This window comes from Kitasatospora sp. NPDC051914 (assembly GCF_040680995.1).
In the GTDB taxonomy this organism is placed as follows: domain Bacteria; phylum Actinomycetota; class Actinomycetes; order Streptomycetales; family Streptomycetaceae; genus Kitasatospora.
Genome location: NZ_JBFAXX010000033.1, coordinates 37,844 through 55,168 on the forward strand (window position 1 = coordinate 37,844; position 17,325 = coordinate 55,168).

General features: G+C 71.8%; 11 protein-coding genes and 2 pseudogenes. 8 read left to right on the forward strand and 5 right to left on the reverse strand.

Annotated elements, in window-relative coordinates; all coding sequences use genetic code 11:
- Positions 1 to 1,201 precede the first annotated feature (1,201 nt).
- From AB0M03_RS22080 to AB0M03_RS22090, 3 genes and pseudogenes are all read left to right on the forward strand, one after another.
- Positions 1,202 to 1,873, forward strand: a pseudogene (locus AB0M03_RS22080) (transposase); the annotation flags it as partial.
- A 40-nt stretch (positions 1,874 to 1,913) separates the two neighbouring features.
- The gene (locus tag AB0M03_RS22085; protein WP_363493502.1) at positions 1,914 to 3,659 is read left to right on the forward strand and encodes an IS110 family transposase; all 1,746 of its coding nucleotides are present in this window, start codon (positions 1,914 to 1,916) and stop codon (positions 3,657 to 3,659) included.
- Positions 3,569 to 3,916, forward strand: a pseudogene (locus tag AB0M03_RS22090) (ISL3 family transposase); the annotation flags it as partial. The gene AB0M03_RS22085 and the pseudogene AB0M03_RS22090, both read left to right, overlap by 91 nt.
- Before the next feature lie 513 nt (positions 3,917 to 4,429).
- Here AB0M03_RS22090 and AB0M03_RS22095 read toward each other — a convergent pair.
- The 5 genes from AB0M03_RS22095 to AB0M03_RS22115 all read right to left on the reverse strand — a co-directional run bounded on the left by AB0M03_RS22095 (position 4,430) and on the right by AB0M03_RS22115 (position 10,545).
- Entirely contained in the window at positions 4,430 to 6,148 is a 1,719-nt protein-coding gene (locus AB0M03_RS22095) for a DUF4012 domain-containing protein (RefSeq protein ID WP_363493396.1), read from the reverse strand.
- A gap of 91 nt (positions 6,149 to 6,239) precedes the next feature.
- Positions 6,240 to 6,920, reverse strand: coding sequence for a hypothetical protein (locus AB0M03_RS22100; protein WP_363493398.1), 681 nt, complete (start codon positions 6,918 to 6,920; stop codon positions 6,240 to 6,242).
- 152 nt (positions 6,921 to 7,072) lie between these two features.
- Positions 7,073 to 8,287, reverse strand: a complete 1,215-nt coding sequence (locus tag AB0M03_RS22105; RefSeq protein WP_363493400.1) for a DegT/DnrJ/EryC1/StrS family aminotransferase — start codon at positions 8,285 to 8,287, stop codon at positions 7,073 to 7,075.
- 77 nt (positions 8,288 to 8,364) lie between these two features.
- Positions 8,365 to 9,027: a hypothetical protein gene (locus tag AB0M03_RS22110; protein ID WP_363493402.1), complete on the reverse strand. Its 663-nt coding sequence runs from the start codon at positions 9,025 to 9,027 to the stop codon at positions 8,365 to 8,367.
- Between the two features lie 15 nt (positions 9,028 to 9,042).
- Complete coding sequence (locus AB0M03_RS22115) at positions 9,043 to 10,545, reverse strand: polysaccharide biosynthesis tyrosine autokinase (protein WP_363493404.1); 1,503 nt, start codon at positions 10,543 to 10,545, stop codon at positions 9,043 to 9,045.
- A 316-nt stretch (positions 10,546 to 10,861) separates the two neighbouring features.
- Here AB0M03_RS22115 and AB0M03_RS22120 point away from each other — a divergent pair, with 316 nt between their 5' ends.
- From AB0M03_RS22120 to AB0M03_RS22140, 5 genes are read left to right on the forward strand one after another with little or no spacing between them, the layout of a single operon-like run.
- Positions 10,862 to 12,706 carry an SDR family NAD(P)-dependent oxidoreductase gene (locus AB0M03_RS22120; RefSeq protein WP_363493406.1) on the forward strand — a complete coding sequence of 615 codons (1,845 nt, stop codon included), beginning with the start codon at positions 10,862 to 10,864 and terminating at the stop codon, positions 12,704 to 12,706.
- Positions 12,703 to 13,416 (forward strand): sugar transferase, encoded by a 714-nt coding sequence (locus AB0M03_RS22125; RefSeq protein WP_363493408.1) that lies wholly within the window; start codon positions 12,703 to 12,705, stop codon positions 13,414 to 13,416. The genes AB0M03_RS22120 and AB0M03_RS22125 overlap by 4 nt, the downstream gene beginning before the upstream one ends.
- The gene (locus tag AB0M03_RS22130; RefSeq protein ID WP_363493410.1) at positions 13,409 to 14,659 is read left to right on the forward strand and encodes a DegT/DnrJ/EryC1/StrS family aminotransferase; all 1,251 of its coding nucleotides are present in this window, start codon (positions 13,409 to 13,411) and stop codon (positions 14,657 to 14,659) included. The genes AB0M03_RS22125 and AB0M03_RS22130 overlap by 8 nt, the downstream gene beginning before the upstream one ends.
- On the forward strand, positions 14,656 to 15,828 hold the full coding sequence (locus AB0M03_RS22135) for a Gfo/Idh/MocA family oxidoreductase (RefSeq protein ID WP_363493412.1): 1,173 nt from the start codon (positions 14,656 to 14,658) through the stop codon (positions 15,826 to 15,828). The genes AB0M03_RS22130 and AB0M03_RS22135 overlap by 4 nt, the downstream gene beginning before the upstream one ends.
- Positions 15,828 to 17,207: a nucleotide sugar dehydrogenase gene (locus AB0M03_RS22140; RefSeq protein ID WP_363493414.1), complete on the forward strand. Its 1,380-nt coding sequence runs from the start codon at positions 15,828 to 15,830 to the stop codon at positions 17,205 to 17,207. Before AB0M03_RS22135 ends, AB0M03_RS22140 begins: the two co-directional genes overlap by 1 nt.
- The last annotated feature ends 118 nt before the right edge of the window (positions 17,208 to 17,325 follow it).

Below are 17,325 nucleotides of genomic sequence, written 5' to 3' on the forward strand. Positions count from 1 at the left end.
GCATGACGCTGCGAAAGACCGGACTCCCACGCCCCCGGTGCCGGGATTGGTCCTCCCCCACGGGTGAGCAGGGGATCAGACCCGGGCCGACGGCGGCGCCAAGATCAGGAAGTTCTCCAGGGGGCCGCTGCGGCGTCGGCTGGTCCCGAAGCGGGTGTCCACGCGGCCGCACCACGCCAACACGCCTCCATGCAGCTCGCCGAAACCGGGTGCACCGGACGAAGCAGGCTCGCCCGACGCGTCAAGGTCGGCTTTAAAGCCATCAAGGGGGTGTAAAGCGAATCACGGGCGGCAAGGCGAGGGCAGGCAGCTTCGGTGTCGCCGCCGTTCGTTCCAGGCCGTCCCTTCCGGGCGCTGCGGTCAGCAGCACGGGATGCTCGGCCCAGGACGGTCGGCGGCTCCGGCCACCGGATACGGTGCGCGGTCGCGGCGACCAGTGCGACGAGAACGTCCAGACTCGGCAGTGCGGCGTCGCGAATGCCGCAGCACGGCCCACGGACGCCGCGACCCGTTCTCGGTGCTTGAGCGCAGGCCCGGCTGTTCCCGCAGATCCTCCGGGGAGCTGAAACGGAGGGCGCGGATGCGGTGGCAGGAGCGGAGCCGTGGCGGAGGTTGATCGGCGAGCCGCCGGCGGCGTCCGCCGTCATGACGCGCTCCCCGTCGACGGTGCCGGCGCACGGCGCCTTGCAACGACGCGCGGGTTGACCGTTCGAGCGATCCGTACCGCGCAGCGCGGTAGCCGCTCGAATACACAGAGAGTGCAGGTCGAAAGGAGCGCTGAGGGCGGTGCGCCGGGCGGCGAACTCGATGGCGTGGCATGGCTGTCGATCGTTGCGCACCGGACACGGGAGGTGTCGCGGGGCGAGGTGAAGCACATCGCGGAGAGTCCCTCAAAAAGGACACAGGAGTGCCCGAGGAGATGGGAAGAGACACTGTCACGACGCACGGGCCTGGAACGAAACCCCCGGTGCGATGCCCCGCCCCGCACACCCCCGGCCCAGAAATGGCGTCGGCCGTCTCGGGCGCTTCTGCGCCGACCACTACGCCTGGCTACTAGGTACCAGGCCCCCATCATTGGCACACCAGTCACGCCGAGTCAAGGGGGTCTGTCCGGATTTCGGCCTGTTTCGTAGTCGGTGGTGACACTGTGCACCTGACTGTAATCATGAAGTGTGGATGAGCCAACTCTGTTGTGGGTGTGGTGTTTTCCGGGTCGTCGGCGTTGGTCGTCGAGGATGTGGCGGATGGCGGTGAGGTGGTCCGGGTGACGGCCCGGACCGGGGATGGCCGGGTGCCGTGCCTGGTGTGCGGGGTGCCGACCCGCGAAGGTGCACGGAATCACTGGCGGACGGTGACGGACGTGCCGGTGGACGGCCGCCGGGTGGTGGTCCGGGCGAGGCTGCGGCGGCCGGTGTGCCTGGCGCTCGGCTGCTCGCGGCAGATGTTCCGCGATCAGGTTCCCGGCGTCGTGGAGCGCTACCGGTGCCGCACTACTCGCCTGGCCGACCGGCTCGGATCCGTGGTGAAGGAGTTATCGGGCCGGGCGGGCGCCCGCCTCTCCCGTGCCCTGGCCTGTTGCATCTCTCGCTCGACCACCTGCGCATGCTCATGCGCCGGGCATCGCCGCCGCCACGCGTTCCGCGTGTGCTCGGCGTCGACGACTTCGCCCTCAAACGCCGGCACCGCTACGCGACCGTGCTCATCGACGCCGAGAGCGGCAAGCGGATCGACGTCCTGCCCGACCGCAGTACCCAGACCCTGGTCGCACGGCTGCGCGAGCACCCCGGGATCGAGTACGTTTGTCTGCCACGACGGCTCCGGCTCCTACGGCGAGGCGACCCGCCAGACCCTCCCCGAAGCAGTGCAGGTCAGTCATCTTGGCCCCGGGCGGGGACGCCTGCGGGCGTGAAAACATGTGGGCCGGTTCCTCGCCCGGTGGACTCCGGTCGTTTCGTGGGATCTTGAGCCTGTGGGTCGGTCTGGTGCGGGGGCGCTTGAGGGGCCGCGCACTGTTGCTTCGAGCACGTCGGTCAGATTCTCGTCTTCCCTCGGTCCCCTGCGGGCGGGCACCGCTTCGTGGTGCTGGTTCGAGAGCTGGGAGACGGACGGTGGCGGATGCCACGGTCGGCGCCGAGGGCGTCGATGAGGTGACCGAGGAGTCGGTCGAGAAGGTGGAACGGGTTGCGGCGATCGACATCGCCAAGGCCTCGGGCATGGTGTGCGTGCGGGTCCCGCACGACGACGGCTCGGGCCGGCGAGTGCAGCGGGTCTTCCACTGCGCGGCGACCTCCGGGGCGATCCTGGACCTGGCCGACCACCTGATCTGCCAGGGCGTCACCCAGGTGGTGATGGAGGCAAGTCGACCCACTGGAAGCCTGGTTCTTCCTGTCGGAGGCCCGCGGACTGGACTGCTGGCTCGTCAACGCCCGCGACGTGAAGAACGTCCCGGCCGCCCGAAGACCGTCGAGCTGGACTCGGTCTGGCCGGCCAAACTCGCCGAACGCGGCATGCTGCGACGCTCGTTCGTGCCCCCGAAGCCGGTCCGCGAGCTGCAGGACCTGACCCGCACCCGCGCGGTGCTGACCCACGAACGCACCCGCCACAAGCAGCGCGGGGAAAACTCCTGGAAGACGCCGAGATCAAGCTGTCCACCGTGCTCTCCGACATCTACGGTGCCTCCGGCCGCGCGATGCTGGAGGCACTCATCGCCGGAGAAGGCTCCCCGCACCAGCTGGCCTCCCTCGCGCACGGCAAGGTCAAGGCGTCCCCGTCCCAGCCCGGCCGAGGCCCTGCGCGGCGGCTTCGACGAGCACCACGCCTTCATGCTGCGGACGCTGCTCGACATGATCGACCACCTCACCGTGCAGACCGATCGCCTCACTGCCCGCATCACTCACCTGTTCGCGCAGCCGGCCGATGCCTCCGGCCCCGGCCCGGAGGCTCCCGCCTCCGGCGCGAGCGGCAACGACACACCGGGCCAGGGCCTGCTGCTGGCCCTGACCGACGTCGAGCGCCTGGACGAGACCCCCGGCGTCGGCCCGGGCACCGCGCAGGTGATCCTCGCCGGGACCGGCCTGGACATGGCCGCCGTCTTCCCCACCCCCGGCCACCTCGTCTCCTGGGCCCAACTGTCCCCGCGCGCCATCCAGTCCGGCGGCAAGCACACCAGCGGCCCGACCGGGAAGGGCAACCCGTGGCTGCGCGGCGCGCTCGGCGAGGCCGCGATCTCCGCCGCCCGCACCGACACCTTCCTCGGCGCCCGCCACCGCCGCCCGGTCAAACGCCGTGGCCACATGAAAGCCCTGGTCGCCGTCGCCCGCTCCATCCTCGTCGCCGTCCGGCACCTGATGACCGACCCCTACGCCCGCTACCACGATCTCGGGCCCGACTGGCACACCCGCCACCTCGATCCCGCCCGCAGGACCCGCGACCTCGTCCGCCGGCTGAAAGCCCTCGGCCACGACGCCACCCTCACCCCCGCGACCAGCCGACCTCCCCGTCCACAGCCCGCCGTCACCGAACGCCGACGGGCCATCCCGTGCTGCCCGGCCAACCCCCTGGTTTTCCGGTCAGCGACCGGTGGCACCTGTGGTCCAACCTGTACGGAAAGGTCCTGGCCGAGGTCCGCTCCCACGCCGCCTGCTGGGCGACCACGGTGAACCCCACCAGGCCCGGAGGCGTCCGCGAGCAGACCACCCGCGAACGCCGACAGCAGGTCCACAATCTGCTCGGCCAGGGCGTCGGGCTGCTCGAATGCGCCCGCCGCCTCGACATCGCACTGCACACCGTCAAGCGCTACGCCCGCATGAAGGAGCCCACCGCAGAGCGCCGGGCACCCCGCTACAAGCCCACACCGGTCGATCCCTGTCGCGACCGCCCGCGCCGACGCCGGGCCGAGGACCCCGCGGTGCAGATGCATGGCCGAGCCGGGTTCCCCCTGCTCCGCCACCGCATCCTCTCCAGTGATCACCACACAGCGCTACCACCGATTACGGGACGGAGCCCCGGCACGGTTGTCAGTGCCCACCGGCAGGTTGATCATCGTGCGGCTTCGGTACTCGTCCCGGGTGGCCGACGCACGGCAGGAATTCCTCGCCGGCTCCATGAAGATCATCTGCGAGGACCGAGAACTTGCGGGCTCACGGAACAGGCCTGGACGGCATCAACGCGGCGATGAGCATCGCCGAGGACAGCCGGACTGAACATGTCAGCCTGTGGAACGCGGGTGAGCCGGGGACCTTTCCCCCGCACAGCGCGTCGATCAGGGCGGGAGAGCGGAAGTCAACGGTCAAAACCGGATCACTGACGCACCGGCACCGGCACCGGCACCGGTACTGGTGCCGGTGCCGGTGCCGCGGACGGGATTCAACCGGTGATCTGCGGCGTCGGCGTCGACACCGCGCCGTCCTGCAGTCGACCCGCGGTGGCGTCAGTTCGGCTCTTGGCACGGTGCGGCGACCACCTGGGTGGTCTGCGGCCGCACCAGTGGCTGCACCGGCACCACCGGTGGCCGGGCCGAGGCGGGTTCGCGCAGGTGGATGACCAACTCCCGTACCTGGCCCGGCTCCAGCTCGACCTCGCTGGCCAGCACCGGGTGGCTGCGTTCGGTCCCGAGCGACATCGGCAGCGGTCGTCCGTCCAGCTCGGCGCCCCTGAACTGCGCTCCCACAGTGGCGTAGAGCGAGACCCAGATCCGTGTGGAACCGGGCGAATGCGGGTGCGTGCGGTCGTCGGAGCGGAGCCTGACGTACTCCGGCAGGCCGGAGACCGGGGCGTTGTTGGCAAGCCGGACGCGGACGAGGCTCTCGCGCATCCCGGCGACGCAGGGCGCCAGTTCATAGCGCAGTGATCGGTCCAGATAGTAGTCCAGCTTGTTCCCGGCGGAGTTGTTGACCACCAGAGCCGCGTAGGGGCCGTTCTGCTGCGGCACGCTGCCGGCCAGTTCGGTGTCCTCGAGAGCCTCCTGCGTGTGCGGGTCGGTGCTCCAAATCCGCAGTCGGCCGTCGCCGGCGAGCTGGTGCAGGGCCCGTAGCAGTGCGACCGGGTCGTGCCGGCCGTGCAGCAGGGCCTCGGTGACCGACTGGGCGACCTGGATGAGGAAGTCCTTACGGGCCGATTTGTCGGTGTAGCGGGTGTAGGCGGTGCTCTCGGTGAGCGCGACCGCGTTGGCGGCGGTCAGCTGTTCTCCGTCCGGTAGCTGCACCGGGCCGGTGGCCTCCAGTAGTCGAGCCAGCCCCACCGGGTCGGTGGCGATCGCCCCGTCCAGCTGCTGGCCGGTCTTCTGGCGCCAGAAGCCGGTCCAGATCTGCGCCGCGTACGGAAAGTGCGCGGAGAGGTTGGAGTTGGCCATCAGCCGGGTGCTGTCACCGCCCGCGTACCTGCTCTCGAAGTCCGGGCCGAGGTCGACGACCGGTTCGGGGACGGACGTCAACGCGTCGTCGGAGGACAGATCGTGAACGGTGATCCGCCCGTGGTCGGCGGTGAGGATGCCGAAGACGCCGACGAGACCGCCGGTGCCGCGGGCCTCGGCATTGGTCTGGAAGCCGAAGAAGTACGAACGCGGGCCCGATTCGCCCAACACCGGGGGGAGCATCCGCACCGCCGTGCGGGCACTCTCGGCCGACCGTGCCAGGCGCGCCGCCTGTGCGGTCAGCCTGACACGCGCGGCGTCCAGCCGGCCGATGCCGGTGGCGCCCGGCAGCGCGGTCAGGTTGTGCCCGATATGTTGGAGGTTCGTCTCGATGCGGGCCAGCACCGGCTCGGCCGCCGCCAGCCGCTCGAGTTCCACGCCGCCGTCCTGGCGCATGATCCGGGCAGGGTCGGCCACCTCGCGCAGCCGCACCGCGTCCGGTAGCACCTGCGTGGCCGCCTCGTCGGCGGCCACGCTGATGCCGTGCACGGTACGGAAGGGGCGGCCGGCCAGCGGGAGTTCTCCGAGCGCCGTCCACCAGGGCGCGGAGGTCGCCCTGCGGGCGGCGCCGGTGTGCTCCCTGAGTGAGGCCAGCTCGTGCTCGGAGGGCGTCGCGCCGCGTTCGAACGTGGCGGCAAGCCGGGCAACGTCCTGTTGGGCTGCGGAGAGGTGCGCGTGCACCGCCCGTGCCTGGAGCAGCACACCGCCGCTCAGTGCCGCCAGGGGCAGGAGGATCACAGCGGCGCCGAGAAGGATCCGGCGGCCGGGCCTGCGGTGCTTTGCCGGCCCGGCCGCCTGCTCGGGCTCATCCGCCCGGTGAGTGGGGAACTCAGCTCGCACGTGCCCGCCGACGACGGCTGCGGACCAGGAGCAGGGTCAGGCTTCCGACGCTCAGCAGAAGCCCGGCGGAGGCCACGGTGAAGGTCATGCCGGAGAGCCCCGTCCCGGCGAGCCCGCCGGCCTCATGGCCGCCGTTCTCATGGCCGCCGTTCTCATGGCCGCCGTTCTCATGGCCGCCGGTTCCCGGCGGGGAGGGCGGTGCTCCGTGCCCGTCTTCGTAGACCTCGATGCCCACTTTCTGGACGCGTTCGGTCCCGTCCGGGTTCTCACCGGTCAGCCGGATGGTGTGCGGGCCCTCTTTGATCGCCTTGGGGAGGGTCACCTCCGCCACCACGTCGCCATTGCTGTCTGCGCGCACGGTCGTCAGGTGGACGACCGAGCTCAGGACGTCGATGGACACCGGCGATTGGGGGGCGAAGCCGCAGCCGAAGACGGTCAGCGATCCGCCCTCGGGCACGAGCGCGGTGCTCACCCTTGCCGCGCACGAGGACGGCGGATAGGCGATGCCCGGTGGGCGGTGGGCCTGGGCCGACGGCGCTGCGCCTAACGCCGCGCCCAGGGCCGAGATGAGGAACACGATGAGGATTCCGAGGGAGCCACGATCCCACCGCAGGGTTGTTCGGAAACCGGTGGAGCGTCTGTCCTCTGCTACGACGGATCTGCTGTTCATTGAAGGATCCTTCCGAGTACTCGGCCGTATGGCCGGCGATGCATTCAGAGAATGCGCATCTCCACGTAAACACGCTGGTCGCGGTGATCCCAGCGGTGACCGGCAGATGGCGGTCGACGTTGACCGGAACGAGCGACTCCGCGGACGATGCGTCAGGGATTGGGGTGTGGCTCGGGGCCCGGGCTTTCCAGCGTCCGCCGCACGGCGTCGATCACCCGGTCGAGGTCGGTGTCGGTCAGGCGGGGGTGGACCGGCAGGGACAGCACCTGGCGGGTGATCAGCTCGGCGCGCGGTGTGTCGCCGCGCGCGATCCGGGGGTGGTCGCGGTAGCAGTCGTGGTCGAAGGCCAGCCGCGGATAGAACACCCGCGCCTCGACACCGGCCTGGTCCAGCGCCTCGATCACTTCGTCACGCCCGGCCCGTGCATCGTCGGTGAGGCGGACGGTGTACTGGTGCCAGACGTGCAGCCGGTCGGCCGGCTGCCGAGGGGTGATCAGCCCGGGGACGCCCTCCAGGCCGGTGGTCAGCCGGGCCGCATGGGCGGCACGCCTGCGGTTGATCTCGGGCAGGCGGCCGAGCTGAACCGAACCGATCGCGGCCTGCATCTCGGTGAGCCGGTAGTTCGAGCCGGTCACCAGGTGCTCGTAGCGGTTGCGCATGCCGTGGTTGCGGATCAGCCGCAGCCGGTCGGCGATCCGGGCATCGGGGGTGGTGACCACGCCGCCCTCGCCGCAGGTGATGTTCTTGCTGCCGTACATGGAGAAGGTCGCCGTCGAGGCGGCTCCGACGGACTGCCCGGCTACCAGGGCGCCGTGCGCCTGCGCGGCGTCCGCGATCACGGTGAGCCCGTGGCGCTCGGCCAGCCCGGTGATTTCCGGCATGTCCGCCGGCAGGCCGTAGAGGTGGACCGGCATGATCGCCCGGGTCCGCGGCGTGATCGCGGCGGCGACGGCCGCCGGATCCAGCAGGAAGTCGTCGTCGATGTCGGCGAATCGCGCGGCGGCGCCCACCTCGAGAAGCGCGTTCAGCGTCGCGCCGAAGGTCAGCGGTGTGGTGATCACCTCGTCGCCGGGCCCGATGCCGTGCGCGCGCAGTGCCGCGACCAGCGCCGTGGTCCCGTTGCTGACCGCGACGGCGTGCGCGGAACCGTGGGCCGCGGCAAAGGCCCGTTCGAACTCCTCCACGCGCGGGCCGCTGGTCAACTGTCCGGACCGGAGCACTGCGAGGACGGCGGTCTCCTCCTCGACACCGAGCTGTGGCTCGCCGATCCGGATCCGGTGCTCCTTTCGACTCGGCGGGCCCGTGGAGACGTCGGCACGGACGGTCTCCGCCGGGTCGCGGTCGGCGCCGGCGGCTGGGGGCACCACCGGTCCCGTCCGCCGCTCCCGCGCGGGGGATGCCGGACCGTTCTCGAGCTCTGCGGCTGGCTCGGTGGCCGCTGGGTTCATGTTTGCGGGCCCTTTCCGTCGATCGGGATGATGGTCTGTACAGGCACGGTGGCGGGCTGCGGGGCCGGGCCGAGCAGGGCGGTGACGATCTGGGTCACCGCCCTGTCGATGTCCTTGGCGCACGCGGTGAGCATGGCTTCGGTGCCGTCCGGATCTGCGATCTCGTCGAGGGCCGGCTCCTGCCAGGGCATCCGGCCGCGGTATCGGGCCGCCGCCGCGACCAGCTCCCGCGCTGCCTCCCCGGCCGCGGGCCCGTCGGCGGCTCGTGGTGCGTGCAGGCCGGCGGTCACCGGGGGGTGGCGCACCAGCCGGGCGAACTCGCGGATCAGGAAGGTGCGTCGGGAGGCAGCCGGGCACAAGGCGATGACCGCGTCCCGGTGCGCCAGTTCGGCGGTCAGCACCAGGTCGTCGCCGGCCACCATGGCGGCCGTCAACCGGCGGCTGATGAACCCGGCCGGATCGGCGCCGATCCCGGTCAGGAGTTCCGCGGCCGGGAGATGCATCGGCAGGCCGTCCTGGCCGTGGGTGCCCGCACTGGTCACGGCGAGCCACGGCTGCCCGGTGGTAGCGGGCAGCATCCGCAGCTCGGTGATCCGTTCGGCCAGGGGTGATCGGCACAGGTTCGCGGTGCAGACGTAGCGGAGGCGGAAGGTGGTCACCGGGGCCCGCCGTGGTCAGCGCGCGACCGGCGGAGCCGTGTCCGCGTCCACGGCGCTGCCAGGGAGTTGCTGGCCACCAGCCTGGGCGCCGGCGCCGGTCCTGGTGCGTGCGGCGCGCGCACGGGTCACCCGGGTGCCGTACTTGCGGGGCTTCTCGGCCTGGTAGTAGCGGTAGCCGTACAGCCAGCCGCCGTCGGTGTCCCGGCGCTGAGGTGCCATGCACAGCACCCCGGCGAGCACCGGAGTGCCGGCCGCGGTCAGCGATTCGACGACCCTGCGCAGTTGCTCGATGCGGGTCCGACCGTGCCGGGCGACGACGATCGCGCCGTCGCAGTGCTGGCCCGCCGCGGCCGCGTCGGCGAAGGCCAGCGTCGGCGGCAGGTCGAGCAGCACGACCTCGTAGCGCGATCGCAGATCCTCGATCAGCTGTTCCATCCGCTGGGAGCCGAGCAGGTCGCCCGGGTTGGGCGGCAGCGTGCCGCTGGTCAGTACGTCCACGTCGTCGTCGCCCCAGGTCTGGACGGCGTCGTCCAGGGAGGCGCGGCCGAGCAGGACGTCCGTGAGACCGGCTCCGTTCGGCAGCCCGAGGTACCTGCCGACCTGAGGCCTGCGCAGATCGCACTCGACGATGATCGCCTTGGTGCCGGCCGTGCCCAGCGCGGCCGCCAGATTGCAGACCGTGGTGCTCTTGCCGTCATGGGGCATCGCGCTGGTGAACATGATCACCTTGCGTGGCGCGTCGACCTGGACGAACCCGAAGGCGACCCGGAGCTTGCGGAACGCCTCCATCCTCGAACCGACCAGATCGGCGTCGTACAGCACCGGGGTGCCCCGCGCGGCCGGGTCGTACGGAATGGCGCCGAGTACCGGCTTCCCGCCGAGCGCATGGGTGACCTGCTCGGCGGTCTTGAGCGAGGTGTCCAGCGTGCGGGCGACGGCGGCCAGGCCGAGCCCGGCCAGCAGGCCGAGGGCCAGGCCTGCGGCAATGTTGCGGACCGGCTTCGGCGACACGGGCTCGGAAGAATAGCTGGGCTGGGCGACCACCCGGATCACCACCGTCGAGGCCCCGCCGGTCTCCGGGCGCTCCAGCTGGTTGATCTGCTGCGGGAAGACGACCGCGATCACACGCGCGATCTCCTGCGCCTGCGCCGGCGAGTCTCCGGTCACGGTCGCCCGCAGCAGCACCGTCTGCGGGACCGCCTTCGCGGAGATCCGCGACTGCAACTCGCGCGCATCGACCTTCAGTTCACCCGTCTTGACCACGGCAGCCGCCAGCATCGGGCCGGTCAGCAGGTTGGCGTAGGACTCGAGCTTCTGCTGGGACAGGAGGCCGGCCTGGTAGGCCTGCATCACATTGGACGAATCGACCTGCGCCGAAACCAGGAAGGTGAGGCTGGAGGAGTACGTGCGGGCCGCCCGTGCGGTCAAGCCCGCACTGACGGCTCCGGCCAGCAAAGTCACGACGACGATGAGCTTCCAACGATCCCTGATCAATCCGAGGAGACTCCGCAATGCCATACCCGTCTCGCCTTCTCACCGTGTCTGCAGGTGCGCGGTCAAAAATCTCTGTCATGATTCACACTACCATCAGTAATCGTTCAACTACTCTCAGACATGGCGCCCTGTCATGTTCGGCACCGTTCGTGCCGGCACCGCAGACAGGGCGTTCGAACGGGGAACGAACGATCCGGCTTGATCGGGAGCCACGTTGCACGGGGAATGTGCCAGTCACGCGGTGGTCCGCCCTGCTGCGGCCGCCGAACGGACCGACCTCACTCGGCCGCATATCGAAACCACCAGCTGGTCTCACGTCACCGCCCGCCGTCGCGCGCGGGTGGCCTGGGCCGCCGCCGACGCGCTCGTCTGGGCGTGCAGTCTGCTGATCGTCGACCCGAACGGCGAGGGCGGCGTGTCGGCCGTCAGCGGCCCCGGGGTCCTCGCCTGCCTCACCACCTCCGTGGCCGCGGTCCTGGCCGGAGCGGTGTGCGGTCTGTACTCCGGGCGGTTTCAGCTGGAGAGCCGCGCGGAGCTGGGCGCCGTGCTGGGCACCGCCGGGCTGACCGCGCTCTGCCTGGAGGCCGTCGGCGGCGACCGGTTCCCGCTGATGGGCGAAAGGCCGGCCGTGGCGGAGATCGCCGCCATGGTCAGCGCCCTGGGGATGATCACCGCACGGGCTGCGGTCGCCGCCGTCCGGCGCAGGCCGAGACGGCCGGCACCGGCTGCGGTCAAGGTGATCGTGTTCGGCGCAGGCAGTGCGGGCACGCAACTGGTGCACCGGCTGGCCGGCCAGCGCGGCGCGCGGTACCAGCCGGTTGCCCTGCTGGACGACGACCCGGGCAAGCACCGGCTGAGGATCTGCGGTGTCCGGGTGCGAGGTGGCCGGGAGCGGCTCGCCGAGGTCGCGGCCGAGACCGGGGCCCAGATCGTGGTGATCGCGATCGCCGGCGGGCGCGGCGACGGTCGGGTGATCGCGGACCTGGTGTCGCTGGCCGAGTCGGCCGGGCTGACGACCAAGGTCATTCCGCCGGTGCACGAGCTGGTCTCCGGCTCGGCCAGGATCGACGGCGTCCGCGACCCGCGGATCACCCACCTGCTGGGACGCGAGCCGATCCGCCTCGACCTGACGGCGGCTGCCAGCCGTTTCGCCGGGCGGCGGATCCTGGTCACCGGCGCCGGCGGTTCGATCGGCTCCGAACTGTGCCGCCAGCTGCACCGGCTGCACCCCGCGTCGCTGGTGATGCTCGACCGGGACGAATCCGCCCTGCACGCGATCCAGCTCGCGCTGCACGGCCGTGCGCTGCTCGATTCCGACGAGACCGTGCTCGCCGACATCAGGGACGCCGCCCGGATCAGCGAGGTGTTCGCGCAGGCCCGGCCGGAGATCGTGTTCCACGCCGCAGCGGTCAAGCATCTCCCCCTCCTGGAGCGGTACCCGTCGGAGGCGCTGAAGACGAACGTGGCCGGCACGCTGAACGTGTTGCGAGCGGCGGCCGCCTGCGGTGTGGAGTCCTTCGTGAACATCTCCACCGACAAGGCCGCCGACCCGGTGAGCGTGCTCGGTACGTCGAAACGGATCACGGAACGGTTGACCGCGCACATGGCCGAGCAGGCGCCGGGAACCTGGGTGTCGGTCAGATTCGGCAACGTGCTGGGCAGCCGCGGCTCCCTGCTCGACTCGCTGTCCGCGCAGATCGCGGCGGGCGGCCCGGTCACCGTGACGCATCCGCAGGTCGCCCGGTACTTCATGACGGCCACCGAGGCCGTTCAGCTGGTCCTGCAGGCAGTGACCGTGGGGCACAGCGGCGAGGTGCTGGTCCTGGACATGGGCGAGCAGGTCCGCATCGCCGACCTCGCGCGCCGAATGGCGGCCACGGCGTCGCACCGGGTCGAGATCGTGTTCACCGGGCTGCGGCCCGGCGAGAAGCTGCTCGAGGACCTGCTGGGTGCCGGGGAGCGCGACCACCGGCCGCGGCACCCGCTGGTCAGGCAGGTGCCCGTACCGGCGCTCGAACCCGGTGGGGTGACGGAGATCGGTCACCTCACCGATCCCGACGAGGTGCGCGCGGCCCTGGTCCGGCTCACCGCCGCGCCCGGCCCGGTGCCGGTGCCGGTGCCCGGGAAACCAACGGCACCGCCCGCCCGCCCCGCGTCGCCCGAACCAGCGGAGGCCGGCCAGTGACCGCCCGGACGACGCGGCGCCGACGTGGGGCGGTCACGCTCGTCCCGCCCGCCGCCGCAGGGCCGGCGTTCGCCACCGCGGCCAGCAACCGGCGGTCCTACCAGGGCAAGCGACAGCTCGACCTCCTCGTGGTCTGCCTGCTGATCGGGCCGGCCGCGGTGATCTGCGCGGCGGCCGCGCTGACGCACTTACTCGCGCACGGCAGGCCGGTGCTGTTCCGGCAGCCCCGGGTCGGCCGCGACGGACGGCTGTTCGTCCTGCTCAAGCTGCGGACGATGGGGGATCCGCCGGACGGGGCGGCCACGCCGGAAAGCACCCGAATCGCACGGGTGACCGCGGTCGGCCGGTGGCTGCGTCGGCTGTCGATCGACGAACTGCCCCAGCTGATCAACGTGTTGCGCGGGGAGATGAGCCTGGTCGGACCCCGGCCCACGCTCCCCTACCAGGTGGGCCGGTACACCGACCGGCAGAGGCTGCGGCTGCGGGCGACACCCGGCCTGACCGGCCTGGCACAGGTACGCGGACGGCAGCAACTGAGCTGGCCGGAACGGATCGAGTGGGATCTGCAGTACCTGTGCCGGCAGAGCCTGCTGCTCGACCTGAAGATCCTCCTGCACACCGTCTGGACGGTCCTGGCGCGGGACGGCGCCACTGCCAGCCATGACGGCGATCCGATCGCTCACACACCAGAAAGGACCCTAGGTGCCTGACAACAACGCCCGGATCCGGCTTGCCAGCCCCGACCTCGGGGAGGAGGAACTGGACGCGGTACGCCGCGTGCTGCGCAGCGGTGTACTCACCAACGGCCCGGAGAACGAAGCCTTCGGTCAGGAGTTCGCCGACCGTCATCGGGCGCGGTTCGGCGTGACGTTCTGCACCGGCACGGCCGCGCTGAACGCGATGCTGCTCGCCGAGGGCATCGGCCCGGGCGACGAGGTGATCGTTCCGTCGATGACCTTCGTCTCCACCGCCACCGCGGTGTGCCACGTCGGTGCCAGGCCGGTGTTCGCCGACATCGACCCGCAGACCTTCAACCTCGATCCGGCCGTGGTCGCCTCCCGACTCACGCCGGCCACCCGCGCGGTGCTGACCGTGCACTATGCCGGGCAGCCCGGCGACCTGGACGCACTGGCGGGGCTGTGTGCCGAAGCCGGGGTGCCGCTGTTGGAGGATGCCGCGCAGGCGGCCGGTGCCGAGTACCGGTGCAGGCCGGTCGGCACGTTCGGCCGGTCGGCGATGTTCAGCTTCACACCGACCAAGAACATCACCACCGGTGAAGGCGGCATCGTGCTGACCGACGATCCGGACGTCGCCGAGCGGCTGAGACTGCTCCGCAACCACGGCCAGACCGGGCTGTACCGGCACGAGAGCCTGGGCCACAACTGGCGGCTGACCGAGATGCAGGCCGCGATCGGCCGGGTGCAACTCCGCAGGTTGGACGGCATCCTGGAGCGCAAGCGCGCGATCGCCGAATCGCTGACTCGGCGGCTGGCCGGGGTGCCCGGCCTGACTACGCCGTACCAGGCGCCCGATGCCCGCGGCACCTGGATGCTGTACACCTGTCTGCTGCCAGGAGTCCGCGACCGGGTGCTCGCGGACCTGCTCGGCCGGGGCATCGAGGCCAGGGTCTACTTCCCGCCGGTGCACCGGCAGCCGCTCTTCGCACGGTGCGGCGCGGGCGGGAGGGCGATCGCGGACGGCGGGCCTGCCGAGCTGCCGGTCACCGAGGCGGTCGCGGAGGCGATGCTCTCGGTCCCGGTGCACCACCGTCTGACCGAGGCCGACGTGGCGGAGATCGCCGACGCGGTGATCGCTGCGGTGGGCCGGGCCGCGGCGGCGCCGCCCGGTGCCGCCTCGGTGCTGTCCGCGGCCGTTCCGGCGGGCCGCGCATCCGCTGCGGGGGTCGTGCCGCTGGACGCGGTGAGCGCTCCGAAGCCGGTCGGTGACCGGTGACCGCGCTCCGCGCCGGGGTCGTCGGGCTCGGCACGATGGGCAGGCACCACGCCCGGGTGCTGGCCACGATGCCCGGCGTACGTCTGATCGGGGCCTGCGATCCGGCCCCGCAGGCCGCCCGTCACGCCGGCGCCGGCCTGCCGGTCTTCCCGGACCTGGACCAACTGCTCGGTCTGGGCCTGGACATCTGTGTGGTGGCCGCACCCACGCTGGCGCATGCCGACATCGGCACCCGGCTGGCCCGGGCGGGCGTGCACGCCCTGATCGAGAAGCCGCTCAGCGCGAGCGCCGAGGAGGGCCGGGCGCTGGCGGATGCCTTCGAGCAGGCCGGGCTGGTCGGCTGCGTCGGGCACATCGAGCGGTTCAACCCGGTGATCCGCGCCATGAGGGACCGAATCGCCCGGGGCGAGATCGGCACCGTGCTCCAGGTCACCACCAGCCGCCAGGGACCGTACCCGCGGCGCATCCGCGATGTCGGGGTGATCCTCGATCTGGCCAGCCACGACATCGATCTGACCCGATGGATCACGGGGTCGCCGTACCTGAAGGTGTCGGCGGTGACCAACCAGGTCACCGGTGGCAGCAGCCACGAGGACCTGGCCGCGGTCGCCGGTGTGCTCGAGGACGGCACCGTCGTCAACCACCTGGTCAACTGGCTGTCGCCGGTCAAGGAGCGGCTGGTGACGGTGACCGGCCAACTCGGCTGTCTGCGCGGTGACCTGCTGGCTCCCGCGCTCCGGCTGCACCGCCATGACCTCCGCTCCGCCCCTGACGACCGGGCCGCCGGGCCGGTGGCCGGCAGCCCGGGCATCGCCTGCGAGCTGGCCGCCCACGAGCCGCTGAGGGCCGAGCTCGAGGGTTTCGTGGCCGCCGTGCACGGCCGGGCCGAGCACATCGTGCCCATGCGCGCCGGCGTGGAGGTCATGGACGTCACCAGCGCCATCCTCTCGGTGCCGCGGGTCGGCGTCGAGGTGCCGCACGGCGGGGCCGATATCGTCCTTCCCGGCCCCGAGCGGGTCGTTGCCGTCGTCCCGCCGCGGCCGGGCGAGGACGGTGCCGCGCACGGGGCCGCGTTTGCGCACGCGGAGCCGCCCGCCGCATCGCACGGGGACCTGCCGGTACTGGTCGCGGGCTACGTACCGGCCCTGAACTCGCGGAGGTTCTTCTGATGGCCACGGTCACGGTGGTAGGGCTGGGCAAGATCGGTCTGCCGCTCGCGGTCACGATCGCCGCCGCGGGACATCACGTGAGGGGCGCCGACATCGATCCCCGGGTGGCGGCCGATGTGGCGGCCGGCGTGCCGCCGTTCCCCGGCGAACCGGGTCTCGCCGGGCTGCTCGCCGAGGTCACGGGCGAGGGGACCCTGCGGGCCACCACGGACACCACGGCCGCGGTGGCCGACAGCGAGCTGATCGTCATCGTGGTGCCGCTGGTCATCGGCGCCGACCGGCGGCCGGACTACCGCGTACTGGACGCGGCCGTGGACGCGGTCGGCGCCGGTCTCCGGCGCGGATCGCTGGTGATCGTCGAGACCACCCTGCCGGTGCACACCACGCGACAGCGGATCACCCCGCGGCTCGCGGCCGCGTCAGGGCTGCGCCCGGGCACCGACTTCGGCGTCTGCCACAGCCCGGAGCGGGTCTCCAGCGGTACCGTTTTCGCCGACCTGGCCCGGTACCCGAAGCTGGTCGGCGGTATCGACCGGAGCAGTGGGGAGCGCGCGGCCGCGTTCTACGCTTCCGTGCTGCGCTTCACCGAGCGGACCGACCTGCCACGTCCCAACGGGGTCTGGGACCTCGGTTCGGCAGAGGCGGCCGAGCTGGCCAAGCTGGCCGAAACCACCTATCGCGACGTCAACATCGCGCTCGCCAACGAGTTCGCCTGCTTCGCGCAGGACGCGGGGCTGGATCTGCTGCCGATCATCGAGGCGGCGAACAGCCAGCCCTTCAGCCATCTGCACCGGCCGGGGATCGCGGTCGGTGGGCACTGCATCCCGGTCTACCCCTGGCTGTACGCCGCCGGCGATCCGGCGGCCCGGATGCCGGTACTGGCCCGCGAGATCAACGACGCGATGCCGGCCCGGGCGGTCCGGATGCTGGCGACGCTGGCCGGCGATCTGCGCGGCAGGCGGGCCGCGGTGCTCGGCGCCGCCTACCGCGGCGGCGTGAAGGAGACGGCGTTCAGCGGCGTGTTGCCGGTCGTCCGCGCGCTGGTCGAGCACGGCGCGATCCCCCTGGTCCACGACCCGCTGTACGACGACGCGGAGCTGACCGCGCTCGGCCTGCAGCCCTACCACCTGGGCGAGCCGTGCGATGTCGCGATCGTGCAGGCGGACCATGCGGAGTACGCCCGGATCGGGCCCGCCGACCTACCGGGTGTCGCCGCGCTGCTGGACGGCAGATCGGTGACCGATCCGGCGCTCTGGTCCGGCGTGCCCCGGCTGGCCATCGGAACGGGCGGCCCGGTCCGTCCTGGGCCGCAGGCCATGGCCATGGCCATGGCCCAGGACGGTCGGTACGCCTTCGCGGGGGTGTCGACCGTGACCTGACCGGCGGCATCGACCGGTCGTCACCGGCCCGGCCCGGCCCGGTTTCCGGGCCGGGCCGGTGCTCGTCGAGATGAGGGCTCGGCCGGTCCGGCGCGGGGCACCGGGCGGCCATGACGGG

Excerpts from the sequence above, each read along its gene's own strand:
- AB0M03_RS22140 (WP_363493414.1), top strand. The coding sequence starts at position 15,828 with ATGGCCACGGTCACGGTGGTAGGGCTGGGCAAGATCGGTCTGCCGCTC.
- AB0M03_RS22100 (WP_363493398.1), bottom strand. The coding sequence starts at position 6,920 with ATGAACAGCAGATCCGTCGTAGCAGAGGACAGACGCTCCACCGGTTTC.
- AB0M03_RS22085 (WP_363493502.1), top strand. The coding sequence starts at position 1,914 with ATGTGGGCCGGTTCCTCGCCCGGTGGACTCCGGTCGTTTCGTGGGATC.
- AB0M03_RS22115 (WP_363493404.1), bottom strand. The coding sequence starts at position 10,545 with ATGGCATTGCGGAGTCTCCTCGGATTGATCAGGGATCGTTGGAAGCTC.